Below are 17,182 nucleotides of genomic sequence, written 5' to 3'. Positions count from 1 at the left end.
CATGCGCGCGGTGCTGATCCTGGCCGGCAAGGACCTGCGGCTGCGGCTGCGGGACCGCTCGGCGGTGCTGATCGCCGTGGTCATCCCGTTCACCTTGGCCCTCATCTTCGCCACGGTCTTCGGCGGGAACGAGACGCCGCGGCCGTTCGCCTACGCGGTCACCGACCTCGACCGGGGGCCGGTGGCGGCGGCGTTCGTCGACGTGCTCGATCGGCTGGCCGAGCGGGACATCGTGACGGTGCGACGGGTCGCCGACCCGGCCGAGGCGGCGGAACTGGCCGACGGCGGCACGATCGACGCGGCGTTCGTGCTGCCGGCCGGCATCGGCACCGACGGCACCGCCGCCATCGAGGTGATCGGCAACGTCAACGCGCCCACCGCGGCCGACGTGGCGCGCTCGCTCGCGGCGGCGTTCGTGGACGACCTCACGAGCGTGCGCGTGGCGGCCGTGGCCGCGGCGGGTGAACCGCACGACCCGCGGCGGATCGCCGCGCTGGCGGAACGGGCTGCCCGGTTCACGCCACCGGTGAGCGTCGTGGACGTCTCCGCGCAGCGGCGCATCCTCGACACGCGCACCTGGTTCGCCGCCGCGATGGCGGTCTTCTTCCTCTTCTTCACCGTGCAGTTCGGGGTGTCGTCGCTGATCGAGGAGCGGGCCGGCGGGACGCTGGGACGGCTGCTGGCGATGCCGGTGCCACCGGGCGCGGTCCTGACGGCGAAGCTGCTCACGAGCGTGCTGTTCGGCGCGTCCAGCCTGGCGGTGCTCATCGTGGCGACCACCGCGTTCATGGGAGCGTCGTGGGGTGCCCCGCTCGCCGTGGCGGCGCTGGCCGGTGCCGCCGTGCTCGCGGCGACCGGCGTGACGGCCGTGGTGGCGAGCCTGGCCCGCACCGCCGAACAGGCCGGCAGCTGGCAGGCGGTGCTCGCGATGCTGCTCGGCATGCTGGGCGGGGTCTTCTTCCCGATCGAACGGGTCCCCGCGCTGAAGGCCCTGTCGTGGGCGACGCCGCACGGCTGGTTCCTGGGCGGGCTGGGCGAATTGGCCGGCGGCGGGTCGCTCCGAGAGGTGCTGCCCGCGGTGGCGGCCATGTGCGGCTTCGCGGCGGTCACCGGTGCGGTGGCCGTCGTGCGACTGCGGAAGGCGGTGCGGCCGTGAAGGCCCTGGCGATCGCGGCGGTCGATCTGCGCCGCACCCTGCGGGACCGCACCAACCTGGTGTTCGTCTTCGTGTTCCCGCTGCTGCTGGTCTTCGTGCTCGGCACCGCCGTCGGTGGCGTGGCCGTGCCCCGCGTCGGCGTCGCGGTGGCCGAGTCCGGACCGTTGGCCGACCGGCTCGTGGCGGCACTCGCCGCGCAGGGCGCCGGCATATCGGTGCGCCGGCATTCCGTGGGGGAACTGGCACCGGCGGTCGCGCACGGCGAACTCGACGCCGGGGTGCTCGTCCCGGCCGGTTACGACGCGGCGATCCGGGCCGGGCACGCCGTCACCGTGGAGTTCGTCGCCCGCCCCGGCACTGTCGGCACGCGGGTCGGGTCGGTCGTGCGTGCCGTCGTCGGGCACGAGGCCGGACGGCTGCGCGCCGGACTGTTCGTCGCGGCCGAACGGGGCGTACCGCTCGACGACGGGCTGCGCGGTGTCGACGGTGTCGCGGCGAGCCTGCCCCGGCTCTCGGTCTCCGCACGCACGGTCGGCACCGACCTGGACACCGGCGGGCGCTTCGACACCACGGCGAGCACGCAGCTGCTGCTGTTCCTGTTCGTCACCGCGCTGACGGCGTCCGTGGCGCTGGTGGAGACGCGCCGGCTCGGGGTGCTGCGCCGGATGCTCGCCACGCCGACGAGCACCGCCGCGATCCTGACCGGGGAGGGGCTGGGGCGGCTCACCGTCACGGTGCTCCAGGGCGGGTTCATGATGGTGGCCACCGCGCTGCTGTTCGACGTGCGGTGGGGTGATCCGTTCGCCGCCGGGGCGCTGATGCTGGCGTTCGCGTCCGTGGCCGGTGCCGCCGGGCTGCTGATGGGCAGCCTCGCCCGCACACCGCAACTCGCCTCGGCGATCGGGATCCTGCTCGGGCTCGGGCTGGCCGCGCTGGGCGGGACGATGATGCCGCTGGAGTTCTTCACCCCGTTCATGCGGACGGTTGCCCATGTGGTGAGTCCGCACGCGTGGGCGGTCGACGGGTTCACCGCGCTCGGCCGGGGCGGCGGGTTCGGCGACATCGCCGTCGACCTTGCGGTCCTGCTCGCCGTCGCCGTGGTGTTGACCGCGGTGGCGTGCCGGCGGCTGCGGCGGGAGCTCCCGGGCGGAACGAGCCGCTCGGCCCTGACGCGCGGGGCCGGCCGCTCGTAGCGTCGTCCCCGGTGAGAGGAGAACGGCGATGCGCACGTTGACGGTTCACGAGGTGTTTCGCACGATCCCCGGCGACCACTTGAGCGACCTGCGGGCCGACGTTCACCACGGCGTCGTCGTGCTGTTCGGCACGGTGCACGAACGCGTTACGGCGGAACGGATCGCCCACGCCGTCGCGCACGTCGACGGGGTCGCGTCGGTGGTGAACGCCGTGGCGTACCGGCGCGACACCGTTCCGCCCGCTGCCTCGGGGCGCGCAGTCCACCGCCACCCCGGGAACCGACGACGACGGGTCAGCGCGCGTGCGTGATCGCACTGATCCCGACCGAGCCCACGATGGCCACATAGAGCGGGTCGGCCCCACGCGAGGCCTCGTGAGCACGGCCGAGGGGACGCCGTCGACCACGAGACGCCGGGTGGTCAACCCGGGATGCCGCTCGACGGCGGCGCTGCTGATCGTGTCAACCAGTTCCCGGGCCCGTCCGCGCGGATTCGAGTGCTCCGGCACGCCGCGACCGACGCGTGGTGGGAGCCGTCGACCCCGACGACGATGAGGCCCGACACGGCGCATCTCCTCCCTGAACGGCGGCTCCGGACAACCGGTGCCGGTGGCCGCCCGGAGTGAACGGTGATCCCTGTCGGTCACCGCCGTTCGTGGACGACCGCTACCGGCACGCCCGCGTGGTGCAGCACGTGGCGGCTCACCGAGCCGAGCAGCAGGCCGCGCCACTCGCTGCGGCCGTGCGCACCGACGACCAGCAGACCTGCCCGCGTGGACTCGGCGAGCAGCGCTTTCGCCGGCCTCTCGTGCCGCAGGCACGCTCGCACCACGACGTCGGGGTACTCCTCGCGCCCGCCGGTGAGCGCCTCGGTGAGCACCCGCGCCTCTTCCTTGGCGAGCATCGCGGGGTCGTGGACGAGGGGCAGCATGTCGCCGTGTCGGCGGGACACCGGCGCCTGCCAGGCGTGTACCGCGATCAGCGGCACGCGGCGCGACGCGGCCTGCTCGAAGGCCCAGCCGACGGCGCGGTCGGACGCCGGCTTCCCGTCCACCCCGACGAGCACCGGCGCGTGCGGATCGGCGGGCCGGCGCACCACCACCACGGGAACGCGGGCGTGCGCGACGACGTGGGACGACACGGAGCCGAGCAGCAGTTCGGTGACGCTGCCGAGTCCTCGGCTGCCCACCACGACGACGGAGGCGTCGAGCGACGCGGTCACCAGCGCGGGCCCGGGAAGATCGCCGGAGACGACGGTCTCCACCGTCAGTTCGGGGGCCGCGCGGCGGGCTCGCGCCGCATGCCGTTCGGCCACGTCGCGCGCCAACTCACCGTCGGACATGCCGGGGCGGGGCGCCCGGTAGCGGTCCGGTGACACCGGAAGGTCCGGCAGCGGCCAGCCGTAGGCATGCAGCACACGCAGTGTCCGCTTGCGCCGGCGGGCCTCGTCCGTCGCCCAGTCCAGGGCGCGCTCACCGGTGACGGAGCCGTCGACCCCGACCACCACCGGTCCGCTCATCACGTGCACCTCCTGCCGGGCCCGGGCGAGCGCGCCGGCCGGTCGACCGGCTCAACGCCGGCGGCCTCGCCCGCGGGTCTCCCGCCCGCGACGCAGCTTCGTCGGCCGGACCCGGATGTAGCGCCCCCGCGCCGACCGGGGGTTCGGAACCGGTAGCACGCCGATCCGGTGGGCCGCCAGCATGTCCACTGTCTCGTTGAACGTCGTCACGCTCGCTACCGTTCGGGTAGCCATCTCTCCCGACCTCCTCGGGATTTCCCGGGCCCGGGTTCTCCGACGCCCGGTGAGTCCGCAGTGCGGCGTCGGCAGGTCGCCGACAGCTTCCACGGTCCCCGTGGGAACCGCGCCCGAGCAGGGACCAAGGACCCTGCACCGACGGCCGTCCGACCGCCCAGACTGGGCGGGAGCGACGGAGGTGAGCCCATGGACGCCATCCGCACCTGGGGCCTGACCAAGAACTACGGCCGCCGCACCGCACTGCGCGGCATCGACCTGTCCGTGCCCGCCGGACCGGTCTGCGGTTACCTCGGACCCAACGGCGCGGGCAAGACCACCACGATCCGGCTCCTGGTCGGCCTGTTGCGCCCCACGTCCGGGGCGGCAGCGGTGTTCGGTCACGACACGGTGCGCGACCGGGAACGGGCCCAGCGTCTCGTCGGCTACCTGCCGGGGGAGTTCGTCGCTTATCCGGACCTGACCGCCGGGCGGTACCTGGAGCACCTCGGCAGGCTGCGCGGCGGCGCCGACCCGTCCGCGGTCGCGCGCCTCGCCGAACGCCTGGACCTCGACCTGACGGCCCGCATCGGCACGCTGTCGCACGGGAACCGGCAGAAGGTCGGCATCGTGCAGGCGTTCGCGCACGATCCGCCGCTGCTGATCCTGGACGAGCCGACTGCCGGACTCGACCCGATCGCCCAACGGGAGTTCCTGGCGATGGTGCGGGAGGCGCGCGACCGCGGTCGGACGGTCTTTCTCTCCTCCCACGTGCTGTCCGAGGTCGAGGCGGTGGCCGACCGGGTGGCGATGCTCTCGCAGGGCCGGCTGCTGGTGACCGAGGCCGTCGACAAGCTGAAGTCGCGCGCCCAGCGGCGCATCGACCTGATCTTCGACACGGATCCGCCCGAGGAGCCCCTGCGCGCCGTGCCGGAGGTGCGCTCGTGCACCGTTGCCGGTCGCGCCGTCCACCTCATGGTGGAGGGTTCGACGGCGAGGTTGCTACAGGTCGCCGCGCCGCATCGGGTGGTCTCCGTCGTGACCCACGAGCCGGACCTGGAGGAGATCTTCGTCAACTACTACTCCCGGGAGGTGCCACAGCCATGACCGTGTTCCTCAAGAGCCTGCGGGACCAGCGTCGAGGGATCATCGGATGGAGCGTCGGCATCGCCGCGCTGGTCCTGCTGGAGTCGGCGATGTGGCCGACCGTCCGGGACATGCCCGACCTCGACGCGTTCGTGGCGAACTATCCGGAGGCGCTGCGCAAACTGTTCGACCTCGACAACTTCGCGAGCGGGGCAGGATTCATCAACGCCGAGTTGTTCAGCGCGGTGCTGCCGGTGCTGTTCATCATCTTCGCCGTCGGACGCGGCGTGCGCCTGGTGGCCGGCGAGGAGGAGGCGGGCACGCTGGACATCGTGCTGGTGACGCCGGTGACCCCGGCGCGGTTCCTGGCAGAGCAGGCGGCTGCGCTGGCCACCTCGCTGGCGGCTCTCGGCGTGGTGCTGTGGTCGACAGCCGCGCTGTGCTCCGCCGCCTTCGGCCTCGGTGTGCGGCCGCTCGACCTCGCCGGTGCCTGCCTGTCGATGGTGCTGCTCGGTGCCGAGTTCGGTGCGCTGGCGCTCGCCGTCGGGGCGTTGACCGGCCGGCGTGCGGCGGCGGTGGCGGTGCCGGCCGTCGCGGCGGTGGCGGCTTACGTGCTGTTCGTCGCGGGGCAGCTCGTCGACGCGGTCAAGGGCTGGCAGCCGTTGTCGCCGTTCCACCAGGCGCTCGAGGGCGGACCGATCGGGGCCGGGCTGCCGGGACGCTACCTGTGGCTGGTCGCGGGTGCGGCGGCCGTGATCATCGCCGCGGCGCCGGTCTTCACGCGGCGCGACATCGGAGCAGCGCGATGAGCCTCGGTCTCTACGTGTGGCTGTTCCTCCTCGGCACCGGGTTCATGTGCGCCGTCTACGGTTACGTGGAAGCGATCGAGCCGCGGCCGGAGCGAACCGTGCGCCGCCGGCCGCGGTGGCGCCGCCTGTTCAGCCGCCTCGGGCGGCGGCACGCCAGAGAGGCCCGGCTGTGCGCCGCCGTCGTGGCCGGCTCTCTCGACCGCGCCCGGTACCGATCCGCGATGGCCGACCTCGCCGCCGCCGAGTCCGCGCGAACGGCACGCCGCGAGCCGGTTGCGCCGCCGGGCCGCCCAGCCGGCTGAAGGGGCGGTGCCCGCGCCGGCGGCGCCACCACGGCCGAAGGGCCCGGCCCCGGAGGTGCCGTTCGCCCCTGCCACCCACGAGGCGGGCGTCCTGTGCTGGAGACGGTGGAAAGGAGGACACCATGGGGACCTATCCCGTGCGGGTGTCCGCGCAGCCGGACCGGCCGGGCCGGTGGCTCTGGCTGGTGAAGTGGCTGCTGCTGATACCGCACTACATCGTGCTGGCCGTGCTGTGGACCGCGTTCGTGGCGATGACCCTGATCGCCTACGTCGCGGTCCTGTTCACCGGCCGGTACCCCGGCGGGATCTTCGACTTCAACGTCGGCGTCCTGCGGTGGACCTGGCGGGTCTGGTACTACGGCTATTCGGTGCTGGGCACCGACCGGTACCCGCCGTTCACGCTCGCCGACGTCGCCGATTATCCGGCCCGGCTGAGCGTCGACGGCCCGCCGCGCCCGCCGCGGTGGCTGCCGCTGGTGGCCTGGCTGCTGGCCCTGCCGCATCTGGTCATCGTCGGGATCATCACCAGCGGTGGCTTCTCGAACGGCGACGACAACGGCTGGCGGCTTACGTACGCCGGCGGCGTGCTGGGCGTGCTGGTGCTCATCGCGGCGCTGTTCCTGCTCTTCGCCGGCCGCTATCCCGGCGGGCTGTACGACCTGGTGATCGGGCTGAACCGCTGGGTGCTGCGCACCATCGCCTACGTGACGCTGCTGACCGACCGGTACCCACCGTTCCGGCTGGATCAGGGAGCGGTGGAACCGGGACCGACGGACCCTCCGCCCGTTCCCCCGGAGAAGAAGCGCGACCCCGGCGGACGGCTCGTCGTCCACGTGACCGCAATCGTGCTCGGCGCCCTGATGCTGGCCGGCGGCGCTCTCGCCGCGACGGGTGGCGCCGCGGCCCTGGCGATGCACGCCTCGCGGGACGCGAACGGCTACGTCGAGGCGCCCGCATGGCAGGTCGCCACCTCCACGGCCGCGGTGACGGCGGGACGCATCGAGGTCGGGCCCGGTGACGTGTTCGGTCAGGAGATGAGCGGCGTGGACGCGGTCCGGATCACGGTGGCCAACCACGGCGACGCGGCGCTGTTCCTCGGGGTCGCGCCCGCGGGCGCGGTGGAACGCTGGTTGGACGGCATCGCCCACGACGAACTCAGTGCTGTCTACGGCCCCGACGACAGTCGAACGGTGCACCGCACGGCGGGCACCGTCGGCCCGGTCGTCGCGCCGACCACCGCGGGATTCTGGTACGCCTCGGTGACCGGAACCGACACGCTGCGGCTGGACTGGACCCCGGTCGCCGGCACCTGGACCGTGGTACTCGCCCGAGCGGACGGGATGACCGGCCTGTCCGCGGAGGTCGGCCCGGCGGTGCGGCTGTCGTTCCTGCAGCCGCTCGGTACGGCCCTGCTGGCCGGCGGGGTGGTCGCGATCCTCGTCGCGCTGTTGCTGATCTACCTCGGTGGTACGGGGCTCGCCGGCGGAGCCCGCCGTGACCGGCCACCGTCGGCACCGGAGGGGCCGCCCACCGCAGAACCGCCGCCACCGGCAGCGGACAGCCGGTCGGGTGAGAAGGTCGGCGCCGGCTCAGGATGAGCGCGCCGGCGCGACGCCCGACAACCGGGACGGCGACGCGGAGCGGGATGCGTCATGTCCGCTCCGCGTCGTCCACGGCATCGCATGCCACGGAGCCGTCCGGTCAGTGTTGGCGGGCGGGTAGCACGAGCAGGGTGATGGAGTTGGCCGGGTACGTGGCGGTGATCGTGCCGCCGGTCACCGGGAGGTCGGCGCCGCGCGCGATGGCGCCCAGATCGGCCGGGCCGTAGGTGAACCGCTGGGCCTTGCGGTTGGCGTGGAACCCGGCGATCGACAGGGGCGAGGTCAGGTCGGTGCCGGTCTTGTTGATGACCATGAGGGTCAGTGCCTTGTCGCGCAGCCGCTGCGCGCCGTACACCGCGAGCTGCCCCTGGTCGCTGCTGGTCGCCGAGACGCTCACGTCACCGAACCGGCCGCCCTTGCCGTCGTAGTTGCGGTACATCCGAAACGCGTAGGCGCCGGGCTGAGTGGGCTGCGGCTCTCCCCACATGGTCGCGAGGTCGAGGCCCTCGCGGCCGAAGATGCCGAGGACGTCGGCCTGGGTGAGGGCGCCGTTGATGCTGTCCAGCGCGCCCCAGTTGTACTCGGTGATGGCGGTCTTCGTCCCGGGGTAGTACTGCGCGATCCAGGACTTCATCGTGCGGATGAACTGCAGCGGCGGGGCGTTGACACCACCCGGGCCGATCCAGGACTCCTCCACGTACGTGGGGTCCCACAGCGACCGGGTCGACCGCAGCCGCAGCGCGTTGGCCTCGGCATCCTGCCCGCCGCTGATCTGCGGGTAGTAGTGCTGGTCGAAGTAGTCGAGGAAGCGCTTCCCACCGTGGGCGTCGCTGTAGTCCTTCATGTTCTTGAGGTACCACTGCGAGAGGTTGAGCCCGCCGTGCGCGGCCGCGTCGGCACCCGGCGAGCAGCCGTCCAGCCCGGAGGCGATCCACTCGCAGTAGCCCCAGCCCGACGGGCCGAGCACCGCGGCGCTCGGGTCGGCGGCCTTGATCGCCGCGGCCGTCGCCGTGCCCTTGCCGCCCAGTTCGTCGTACGTGACCGGGTCGGGGTGCACGTCGCGGTGGGTGGAACTCCACAGCACCGGCTCGTTGTCGAGTTCGTAGATCGCCACGCCGCCACGCGCCGCCGGACCGAACTGGCTCACCAGGTGCGACACCATCGCACCGTCGAAAGAGGCGTCGACCGGGATGGAAGTGTCGGTGGGGTCGGCCCCGGTCAGGTTCACACCGCCCTGCCGGCCGTTGCCGCAGTTGGGGTCCCACTGGTCGAACGAGTCCTGCTGCGGGAAGCGGGTGGCCGGGAATCCGCAGGCGAACGGGTGCTGATCCGGTGAGTCCTTGGCCACCCATCCGCTCATCGGCACCGTGACGATCTGCTTCGTACCCCGGGCCCTGTTGATCCGGACGAACGACTCGAGCGTGTTGTCGGGCCCGGCGACGATGTTCTCGAAGTACCAGTCGCTGCCCGTGTTGTAGGTGTGGTTGGTGTAGTTGTACCGGGTGGAGGCGTTGCCGCCCCACCGCGCCACCGGCATGCCGATCTCGGCGGCGAACGCCGGGTCCGCGCCGTTCAGCCCGTAGATGTCCCGACTGATCGGGTGCCGGGCAGCGGAGACGTCCACCGACAGCGTCAGGCCCGGGTCGGCGGCGGCGGGAGCCGGCTGGACGACGAGTCCTCCCGCCACGAGTGACAGCGCCATCCCGACGGCATACGCCCGTCGGGGCCGTGGTCGAGTCCTCATGACCGGCATCTCCCATCGCTCGATGCATCGACATGCTTCGACGGGAGCGTGGCGCCGTCCGTTTCGGTGCGTCAAGCGGAAGCCCGGAGGCGGGGCCGCCTGCCCCGGCGGCATCGACCGGCCGGTCGCTCCGCGTTGCCTGATCAGGCCGCGAACACCTGCCGCATCGCACCCGACCGGCGAGCGCGACGGCATCGCCCACCCGCGACGGGGCGGCCTGAAAGTTACAGGCGGTCGGCCGGGAAACGGCGGGGCTGAACTTGCCGATCCGCCGGCTCGCCCCCGTCGGCGGTGTGGCCCGCTTACTCGCGAGTGGCGGTCAGCGGCCGACCGACAGGGTTCCCAGTCCGCCGGGCGCGTCGATGTCGTAGCGGTTCCGGGCGGCGTTCCAACTGGCGGGTGTCAGGCGCGTGCCGGCGGCGATTCCCGTGCGCGTCGAGCCGTCGACGGTGGCCTTCGCCGCACCACGGCTGAGGCCGACCCGCACCGGAACGCCGTCCGGCACGTGTACCACCACGTCGCGGGCGCCGCCGGAGACCGCCACCCGGACCTCACCCTTCGGTGCCGGCAGCCACAGTTCGATACGTGCGACCCCGCCGACGAAGTTGACCCCGGCGAGATCCGCCGACCGCAGGTCCACGGACGCCGACTGCGAGCCGCCGGTCATCGTGACGAGCCACCGCACCCGCTGGTTCAGTTCCATCGTGACCTCGTCGCCGCTGTCGCTGTCGAACACGTTGGCGACCCGCAGCCGGACCTGCCCGTTCTCCTGGGAGACGCGCGGCACGGACCGCGCGCCCTCCGCCGTCGACGCGCGGTACAGGTTGTCGCCGAGGTCGGCGGCGCGCACCACCACGGTGGCGACACCGACGGCGAGTTCGAACTCCGCGTTCTTCGTCGAGCCGAGCGGACCGGTCACCGTGTGGGGAGACCTGGTGAATCCCGGTGACGCCGACGTGCGCACCTCGTTCTCCGGTGGGTCGACGAACGGCATGATCGTGACCGCGGCCAGTATCACGATCGCCACCAAAGAGCCGGTGATCAACAGCCCCATGACGGGAAGGCGTCGCGACGGTTGTTCCTCGGGAGGCGCCGGCTCTGCGTCGTCGGGCTTGCGGTACTCAGGCACGACGGTTGCCGTAGATGGCTCGGTGCCCGGCTCGGATTCCATGTTCAACCCTGCCTCACCCGTGGTCGGCGTTCCTGCTGATGGATACGCATCGGCGCCCGCCCGGGATCCACCGGACCCGTGCGCTCGCCCAAGATGTGTACTTCCGAGTGAACATCTATCTAAGTACACTTTGGCGTCAACGAGTGAACGAGGGTGCGTCAATGGTGGAAGGCAACCAGGAGCCGGCACGCCGGCTGCCCCGGGCCGAGCGTCGAGAGCAGATCCTCGCGGCGGCGACCGAGGCGTTCGCCCGCAACGGCTTCGCCGCGACCGGGCTGGACGAGATCGCTACCGAGGCCGGCATCACGCGGGTGATCCTGTACCGGCACTTCGACTCCAAGACCGACCTCTACCAGGCCGTCCTGGACCGCATGTGCACCCGGCTGGAAGCACACGTCGAGGAACCCGTCGGTGGGTTCACCGACGCCAGCGTCGACGGGCTGCTCGCCGCCGCCGCCGAATCGCCGGCCGGGTTCCGGCTGCTGTTCCAGCACGCCGTGCGCGAACCGGAGTTCAAGGAACGCATCGAGAAGTTCCGCGCCGACACCACCGCCGCCGCGCACCAGCAGATCTCCGCGTTCGTCCCGGACCCGGCACTGGCCCGGTGGGCCGCCCAACTCGCCCCGGTAGCCGCGATCGAGGCCGTCATCGCCTGGCTCGACGCCGGCCAACCCGACCCACAACGCGCCGGCGACCGCGTACGACAGGTCGTCATGGGCGTCATCACCGCAGCCGCCACCGACGTGCGGTGCACCCTTCCCGCCCCATGACCCGGAAGGACCCACCACCATGACCGGCACCGCCAAACCCAGCGCCGCCGAGGCCGCCACCGCCAAACAACGCCGCGTCTGGGACAAGGGCGCACCCAGCTACGACAAGCAGATCGCCTTCTTCGAAAAGGTCCAGTTCGGCGGCGGGCGCGAATGGCTCGGCACCCGGGCCCGCGGACGTGTCCTCGACGTCGCCGTCGGTACCGGCCGCAGCCTGCCCCACTACCCGTCAGGCGTACAGCTCACCGGCATCGACCTCAGCCCCGCCATGCTCGCCATCGCCCGCCGACGTGCCACCGACCTCAACCGCACGATCGACCTGCACGAGGGCGACGCCGAACACCTCCCGTTCGACGACGCCTCCTTCGACACCGTCGTCTGCGCCCTGTCCCTGTGCTCCATCCCGAACCCCGCCACCGCGATCGCCCAGATGCACCGCGTCCTCGTTCCCGGCGGCCGGATCCTACTGCTGGATCATGTGGCCAGCACCTGGCCGCCTGTGCGCGCCGCGCAATGGCTGCTCGAACGCATCACCATCCCCGCCGCCGGGGAACACTTCACCCGCCGCCAGCTCGCCCTCGTGGCGGCGGCCGGATTCGACATCGTCGAGACCGAACGCCTCAAGGCCGGCAGCGTCGAACGCATCCATGCCACCAAACGGGCGTAGCCGTCGGGTTCGTCGACAGACCGGTCCCGCCGACGGAACTCGTGTCGAGGGCGGCACGGAACCAGGTCACGACCGGTTACGGGGGCGATCGGTAGATCCGCGGCGAGCCGGGCGGAAGGCCGAGCTTTCCGATCATCGTGAACTCCTTTGCGCATTGGCGGCGATGTCGGCGGCGATCTCGTCCGCTATGTGGCGCGCGGCCGCGGCCACCGCCGGCGTCAGGTCGGGCCCGAAACCGGTATCGGCGGCCTCGACGGCGTAGACCGTCATGCGGTCGGGAAGGCGGCCGAGTTCCCGTGCCAGTTCGACGGTGTCGCCGAGATCCATGCCGTGGGAGTTGGCGGCGCGGGCCCGTTCGATGCTCGGACGGGGAACGGTCAGGCGGTGCACCCGACCCGGATGAGGCGGGTCGGCGCACACGGCGTCGACCAGGATGGCGAGACGCCTGCGGTCCCACATCGCGATGAGAGCCACGGCCTCGCCGTCGGTCTCCGCCAGGTCCACCCCGCAAAGGCGGCGCTCGCGCAGCAACTCGATGACGGCCGGACCGACGCCGTCGTCGCGGCGGTAGGGGTTGCCGACGCCGATCACCACGACGGGGGACATCGGTGGATGCGTGGCCATCGCCGTCTCCGATCCGCGTTCGGGCCTACGGTCCCAGGCTTCGTCATGCGGACGGCGTGCGGCAGGGGCGGCGGACCGCACGGCCGTGGGCCGATCGTCCCGCCGGCTGCCGGGACGTCCGGCCCTGCCGCACGCCGCCCGCCACGACGCACGGTGGGAACCGGCGGGATCCACGGGAGGGGAACGTCATGGACACGCGTCAGGACCTGCACCGGCCGGGTTCGCTCCGGCTGGGCGAACGGCTCGGGTACACCGCCGCCGCGACGGTCAACCTGGTGCTGCTGTATCTCATCTACGCATGGCCCGGCTGGGACGTCGTGCCGTTCCTCACCGAACGGACGCCGCACGTGCTCGGACCCGTCGCGCTGTCGCTCGTCGTCGGTGTCGCGGTCAACCTGGCGTTCAGCGTCGGGGCCGTGGCCTGGTTCACGGCCTACGGCCGGCTGCTGGGCTCGGCGGTGGCGTGGTGGTCGCTGGTGCGGATCTGGGCGGTCTTCCCGTTCACGTTCGCCGACGACGCGGTGTGGCGGGTGCCGGTGCGGCTCGTGCTCGCCGTTGCCCTCGTCGGCACCGCGATCGACGTGATCGCCCAGGCGACCCGGCTGGTGCGGGAACTCCGCGGTGGCGGGCGGCGGTCCGTTGGGCCGGGCTGACGGTCCCGGGGAGGTGGAGACGATGATCGGCTGGCTCAGCCTGTTCGCGATGGTCCTGCTGGCGCTCTGGCTGTGCGCCTACGCTGCGCCGACCCCGGGCCGGCAGAAGGCGCCGCCGTCAACGCCGGCGCCGCAGACGCCGTTGTACGCCGTCGAGGAGCGGCTCGCCCGCCGGTTGCTGGCGGGTCAGCTGTCCGCGGCGCGGTACCGCGCGGAGATGGCCGCGTTGGCCCGGGCTGACGCCGCGCGTAAGCCGTTCACCGTCCCGCCCGGGCGCTGAGCGAAGAGGCGACGAGGAGGGCGCGCCAGGCGATTCGTGATCGCAGGGACGCGGGCCGGCGACTGGCGGGGCGGGTGGCTCGACCGTGCGGCACCGTGCCGTGGTGCTGGACCTGCCGCGCGGCGGTGTTCCGCTCGCCTTCGAGATAGCTGCGGCGCTGCACGCGCCGTCGGAAGTAGTGATCGTGCGCAAGGTCGGCGTTCCCCACGGATCCGGAACGGGCTCTGGGTAAGGCCGGCACGGCCGTGGACAACGTCGGCGTCGCGCGGGCGGCCGGGGTGAGCGAGTTCGGTACGAACGTCGCTCGGGACCGGGCCGGCGCAGTCGTTGCGGAGCCCACGGGCCTCCGCTGCCATGGACCTGCGTGCCACGCGACATCTGCGGCAATTGCTGTAGCCCCGGAGCGGAGCACCGTTTGGATCGGCTTAACGACGCTTGAGCAGATCAAGGCATCACCACTGGCATCGACGGCCCGTCGACTCTGCCGCTCGCCGTGGTGATGCGGTGTCGCCGGCACAGAGCGCACGCGGGTCGCCCGTCGGGTCGTTGGCCGCTGGTCAGCCCGTGCGGACATTTCGTGGAGGCTGATGTCGGGGCCGTTATGCGCGTACGTGGGCGCGGTGCGGCAACGTCGGTACAGGCACTGCCGTCGAGGTGGGTGGTCATAGCGGTGGCAGGTCTGTGGGTGGTGGCAGGCACCGACGGGGTCTGCACACAAGTACCGGTAGGGCCTGCGCTGTGCCGGCGGCGGCATCGACGGGGCCCGCATCCGAGAAGTCGCGGGTGGAGATGTCGGGCCGTCGAGGGGTCTGCGTGTCGGCAGCCTCGCGGGCCAGTCGCGGGTCGGTCGTGGCGGCCGGGCGACCGCGCAGCTCGGTGCGGGTGATCTCGATCGCCAGGTCGTGAGCGGCGGGGGAGAGCACTTCGAGGTCGTCGCGGTCGAGAAGGTCTACCGGTATGACGAGTTGGTACTCATCGGCACGGCGGGAGCGGCCGCCGGCGCTCACGAGGCGCAGCAGGCCGGTGCGCCGCAGCACGGCGATGGCTGCCTTGACGGGGCTTGGGGTCGACCTCGAGGTCGACGGCGAGGCGGGCGATGCCGGGGCGGCGTGCGTGACAAGCGAGGGCCCAGGCACCAGGGCGTCCACAACGCCGAGAGGCTGCTCGGCGCGGACATGTCCCTCAACATGAGACGGCACGAGGAGAGGGCAGGCGTCGGGCCGCAGTTCTCATCGAATTCACATCGTGCTGTGCTGGGATGCCGTCATGGATGGACCGGTTCGGGTGCTGGTCGTCGACGACCAGCCGAACATCGTCGACATGCTCGTCACCGTGCTGGGCTTTCACGGTTTCGCGGTCAGCACCGCGGGGACGGCTGCGGAGGCGTTGCGCCGCGCCGCCGCCGATCGACCCGATCTCGTGGTGCTCGACGTGATGCTGCCCGACGGTGAGGGGTTCGATGTGTGTCGCGACCTGCGCGCCGCGGGACACGAACTCGGCATCGTGTTCCTGACCGCCCGGGACGCGCCCCGCGACACCGTCACGGGGCTCACGTACGGCGGCGACGACTACGTGACGAAGCCGTTCGCGGTCGACGAACTGCTGGCCCGCATCCGCGCGGTGCTGCGCCGGATCCGACCGGTCGGTGACGGGCCGCCCCTGCCGGGGGTGCTGCGCTTCGCTGACCTGGAACTGGACGAGGGCGCCGTCCAGGTCCGCCGTGCCGGCACGCTCGTGGCCCTGTCGCCCACCGAGTTCAAGTTGCTCCGGTACCTGATGGCCAATCCCGGGCGGGTACTGTCCCGTGCCCAGATCCTGGAAGCGGTGTGGGACTACGACTTCGGCAGCGCCTCGAACGTCGTCGACACCTACGTCGGCTACCTGCGGCGCAAGCTCGACCGGTACGGCCCGCCGCTGATCGCCACCCGGCGGGGCTTCGGGTACGCGCTGCGTGAGGCGGGATCGGACGCGTCGTGGTGAGCCGGCCGCCACTGCGCCGGTCGCTGCTGTGGTGGATGCTCGCGCTCACCGCCGTGGCGTTGGCCGTCGCAGGCACCGTGAGTGCGGTCGCGTTGCGCGCCTACCTTGTCGAGCGGACCGACGACCAGTTGCGGGTCGCCGGGGCGTTCGCGGTGCAGCGCGCGCCCGCGTTGCTCGCCGGTGACGAGCGCGGCGGCGGGTTGAAGGCGGTGCTGGCGCCGTCGGACTACGTGGTGGAGATCCGGGACGCCGACGGCACGCTGACCCGGCTGGGCGGATTGGCCGGTCTGCCCGCCGAGACGCTCCTGGACCGATGGCCCACCGGGGCGGCCGGGCCGGTCACCACCGCCGGTGGCGCCTACCGGGCGGTGACCGTCCACAGTGGAGACGCCGTGATCCTGGTGGCGTTCCCGTTGGCCCCTATGCGGCAGACCCTCACCCGCCTCATCCTCGTCGAGGTGGCGGCCGGCCTTCTCGTTCTGGTGTTGCAGGGCCTCGCCGGGCGGATGCTGCTCGCCCGGGGGTTGCGGCCGTTGAACCGGATCACCACGACCGCTGTCGCGATCGCCGCCGGCGATCCGGGTGCCGTGCTCGACCGGCGTGTTCCGGTCGAACGCGCCGTCGACGACCGCACCGAGGTCGGGCGGCTCACGCTCGCCGTCAACGGCATGCTCGGGCGCATCGAGACCGCCCTGGCCGCCCGCGCCCGCTCCGAGGAACGGCTGCGCCGCTTCATCGCCGACGCGTCGCACGAACTCCGCACGCCACTGACCACGATCCGCGGGTACCTGCAGGTGCTGCGACAGGGGATGGTCACCGACGCCGACCGGCCCGAGGTGCTGCGACGCGCCGACGCGGAGGCGACCCGGATGGCGAAGATCGTCGAGGACCTGCTGTACCTCGCGCGGCTGGACACCGAACCGGCGCTGCGCCACGAACCGGTCGACCTCGTCGTCGTGGCCCGCGACTCGCTCTCCGACGCCCTGGCTGTGCAACCCGGACGGCCGGCGACCCTCGACGCCCCGCGGACCTGCCCGGTGCCCGGTGACCCGGACGCGTTGCGGCAGGTGTTCGCGAATCTGCTCGCCAATGTGCGGATGCACACCCCGCCGCAGACCCCGGTGCGGGTCACGGTTGAGTGCGCGGCCGGCACCGCCCGGGTCACCGTCGCCGACGACGGGCCGGGTGTGCCGGCGGCCCTCGCGGGTCAGTTGTTCGACCGGTTCAGCCGCGGCGACCGGCGGGGCCCGGGCAGTGGTCTCGGGCTCGCGATCGTCGCCGAGATCGTCGCCGCGCACGAGGGCACGGTCACCGTCGACAGCCCGCCCGGTGGCGGCACCGCGGTGCGTCTCACCGTTCCGGCGCCGAACTCTTGACGAACCCACATCGTCGTCGCGTCGGGCTCGCAGCCACCG

The 17,182-nt window shown here is 72.4% G+C and carries 18 protein-coding genes; 13 read left to right on the top strand and 5 right to left on the bottom strand.

Annotated elements, in window-relative coordinates:
- The first annotated feature begins 1 nt into the window (after position 1).
- Genes Val02_RS24740 through Val02_RS24730 form a run of 3 tightly spaced genes read left to right on the top strand, consistent with a single transcriptional unit; the run spans position 2 to position 2,659 of the window.
- Positions 2–1,156: an ABC transporter permease gene (locus Val02_RS24740; protein WP_203901583.1), complete on the top strand. Its 1,155-nt coding sequence runs from the start codon at positions 2–4 to the stop codon at positions 1,154–1,156.
- Positions 1,153–2,349 (top strand): ABC transporter permease, encoded by a 1,197-nt coding sequence (locus Val02_RS24735; protein WP_203901582.1) that lies wholly within the window; start codon positions 1,153–1,155, stop codon positions 2,347–2,349. Before Val02_RS24740 ends, Val02_RS24735 begins: the two co-directional genes overlap by 4 nt.
- A 28-nt stretch (positions 2,350–2,377) precedes the next feature.
- Positions 2,378–2,659, top strand: coding sequence for a BON domain-containing protein (locus Val02_RS24730; protein WP_203901581.1), 282 nt, complete (start codon positions 2,378–2,380; stop codon positions 2,657–2,659).
- Positions 2,660–2,991: 332 nt separating this feature from the next.
- On the opposite strand, the gene Val02_RS24725 is transcribed toward Val02_RS24730, so the two are convergent.
- Positions 2,992–3,867, bottom strand: a complete 876-nt coding sequence (locus tag Val02_RS24725; protein WP_203901580.1) for a universal stress protein — start codon at positions 3,865–3,867, stop codon at positions 2,992–2,994.
- A gap of 423 nt (positions 3,868–4,290) precedes the next feature.
- Here Val02_RS24725 and Val02_RS24720 point away from each other — a divergent pair, with 423 nt between their 5' ends.
- The 4 genes from Val02_RS24720 (at position 4,291) to Val02_RS24705 (ending at position 7,875) form a co-directional block, all read left to right on the top strand.
- A complete protein-coding gene (locus Val02_RS24720) occupies positions 4,291–5,187 on the top strand; it encodes an ABC transporter ATP-binding protein (RefSeq protein ID WP_203901579.1) in 897 nt (298 codons plus the stop codon).
- Positions 5,184–5,975 (top strand): efflux permease Rv1217c-related protein, encoded by a 792-nt coding sequence (locus tag Val02_RS24715; protein ID WP_203901578.1) that lies wholly within the window; start codon positions 5,184–5,186, stop codon positions 5,973–5,975. Before Val02_RS24720 ends, Val02_RS24715 begins: the two co-directional genes overlap by 4 nt.
- Complete coding sequence (locus Val02_RS24710; RefSeq protein WP_203901577.1) at positions 5,972–6,277, top strand: hypothetical protein; 306 nt, start codon at positions 5,972–5,974, stop codon at positions 6,275–6,277. The genes Val02_RS24715 and Val02_RS24710 overlap by 4 nt, the downstream gene beginning before the upstream one ends.
- A 122-nt stretch (positions 6,278–6,399) precedes the next feature.
- Positions 6,400–7,875 (top strand): DUF4389 domain-containing protein, encoded by a 1,476-nt coding sequence (locus tag Val02_RS24705; protein WP_203901576.1) that lies wholly within the window; start codon positions 6,400–6,402, stop codon positions 7,873–7,875.
- A gap of 103 nt (positions 7,876–7,978) precedes the next feature.
- Here the strand turns inward: Val02_RS24705 and Val02_RS24700 are convergent, their stop codons facing one another.
- The gene (locus Val02_RS24700; RefSeq protein WP_239153310.1) at positions 7,979–9,580 is read right to left on the bottom strand and encodes a glycoside hydrolase family 44 protein; all 1,602 of its coding nucleotides are present in this window, start codon (positions 9,578–9,580) and stop codon (positions 7,979–7,981) included.
- Positions 9,581–9,941: 361 nt separating this feature from the next.
- A complete protein-coding gene (locus Val02_RS24695) occupies positions 9,942–10,751 on the bottom strand; it encodes a hypothetical protein (protein ID WP_203901574.1) in 810 nt (269 codons plus the stop codon).
- A 203-nt stretch (positions 10,752–10,954) separates the two neighbouring features.
- On the opposite strand from Val02_RS24695, the gene Val02_RS24690 reads away from it, so the two are divergent.
- Together Val02_RS24690 and Val02_RS24685 are read left to right on the top strand one after the other, a co-directional pair.
- Positions 10,955–11,563: a TetR/AcrR family transcriptional regulator gene (locus Val02_RS24690; protein ID WP_203901573.1), complete on the top strand. Its 609-nt coding sequence runs from the start codon at positions 10,955–10,957 to the stop codon at positions 11,561–11,563.
- Between the two features lie 19 nt (positions 11,564–11,582).
- Positions 11,583–12,230 (top strand): class I SAM-dependent methyltransferase, encoded by a 648-nt coding sequence (locus Val02_RS24685; RefSeq protein ID WP_203901572.1) that lies wholly within the window; start codon positions 11,583–11,585, stop codon positions 12,228–12,230.
- Positions 12,231–12,362: 132 nt separating this feature from the next.
- Here the strand turns inward: Val02_RS24685 and Val02_RS24680 are convergent, their stop codons facing one another.
- The gene (locus Val02_RS24680; protein WP_203901571.1) at positions 12,363–12,854 is read right to left on the bottom strand and encodes a hydrogenase maturation protease; all 492 of its coding nucleotides are present in this window, start codon (positions 12,852–12,854) and stop codon (positions 12,363–12,365) included.
- Positions 12,855–13,042: 188 nt separating this feature from the next.
- Between Val02_RS24680 and Val02_RS24675 the strand changes: the two genes are divergently transcribed.
- Both Val02_RS24675 and Val02_RS24670 read left to right on the top strand, forming a co-directional pair.
- Positions 13,043–13,507, top strand: a complete 465-nt coding sequence (locus Val02_RS24675; RefSeq protein ID WP_203901570.1) for a hypothetical protein — start codon at positions 13,043–13,045, stop codon at positions 13,505–13,507.
- Between the two features lie 22 nt (positions 13,508–13,529).
- Positions 13,530–13,787 (top strand): hypothetical protein, encoded by a 258-nt coding sequence (locus tag Val02_RS24670; RefSeq protein WP_203901569.1) that lies wholly within the window; start codon positions 13,530–13,532, stop codon positions 13,785–13,787.
- Positions 13,788–14,449: 662 nt separating this feature from the next.
- Here Val02_RS24670 and Val02_RS24665 read toward each other — a convergent pair.
- Positions 14,450–14,824, bottom strand: a complete 375-nt coding sequence (locus tag Val02_RS24665; protein WP_203901568.1) for a hypothetical protein — start codon at positions 14,822–14,824, stop codon at positions 14,450–14,452.
- Between the two features lie 229 nt (positions 14,825–15,053).
- Between Val02_RS24665 and Val02_RS24660 the strand changes: the two genes are divergently transcribed.
- Complete coding sequence (locus Val02_RS24660) at positions 15,054–15,767, top strand: response regulator transcription factor (RefSeq protein WP_203901567.1); 714 nt, start codon at positions 15,054–15,056, stop codon at positions 15,765–15,767.
- Positions 15,764–17,143 (top strand): sensor histidine kinase, encoded by a 1,380-nt coding sequence (locus tag Val02_RS24655; RefSeq protein WP_203901566.1) that lies wholly within the window; start codon positions 15,764–15,766, stop codon positions 17,141–17,143. Before Val02_RS24660 ends, Val02_RS24655 begins: the two co-directional genes overlap by 4 nt.
- The last annotated feature ends 39 nt before the right edge of the window (positions 17,144–17,182 follow it).

Origin of the sequence: Virgisporangium aliadipatigenens, assembly GCF_016863615.1 — a bacterium.
In the GTDB taxonomy this organism is placed as follows: Bacteria; Actinomycetota; Actinomycetes; order Mycobacteriales; family Micromonosporaceae; genus Virgisporangium; species Virgisporangium aliadipatigenens.
The sequence above is the reverse complement of the archived record's forward strand: the minus strand, read 5'-3'. Positions and strand labels throughout refer to the sequence as shown.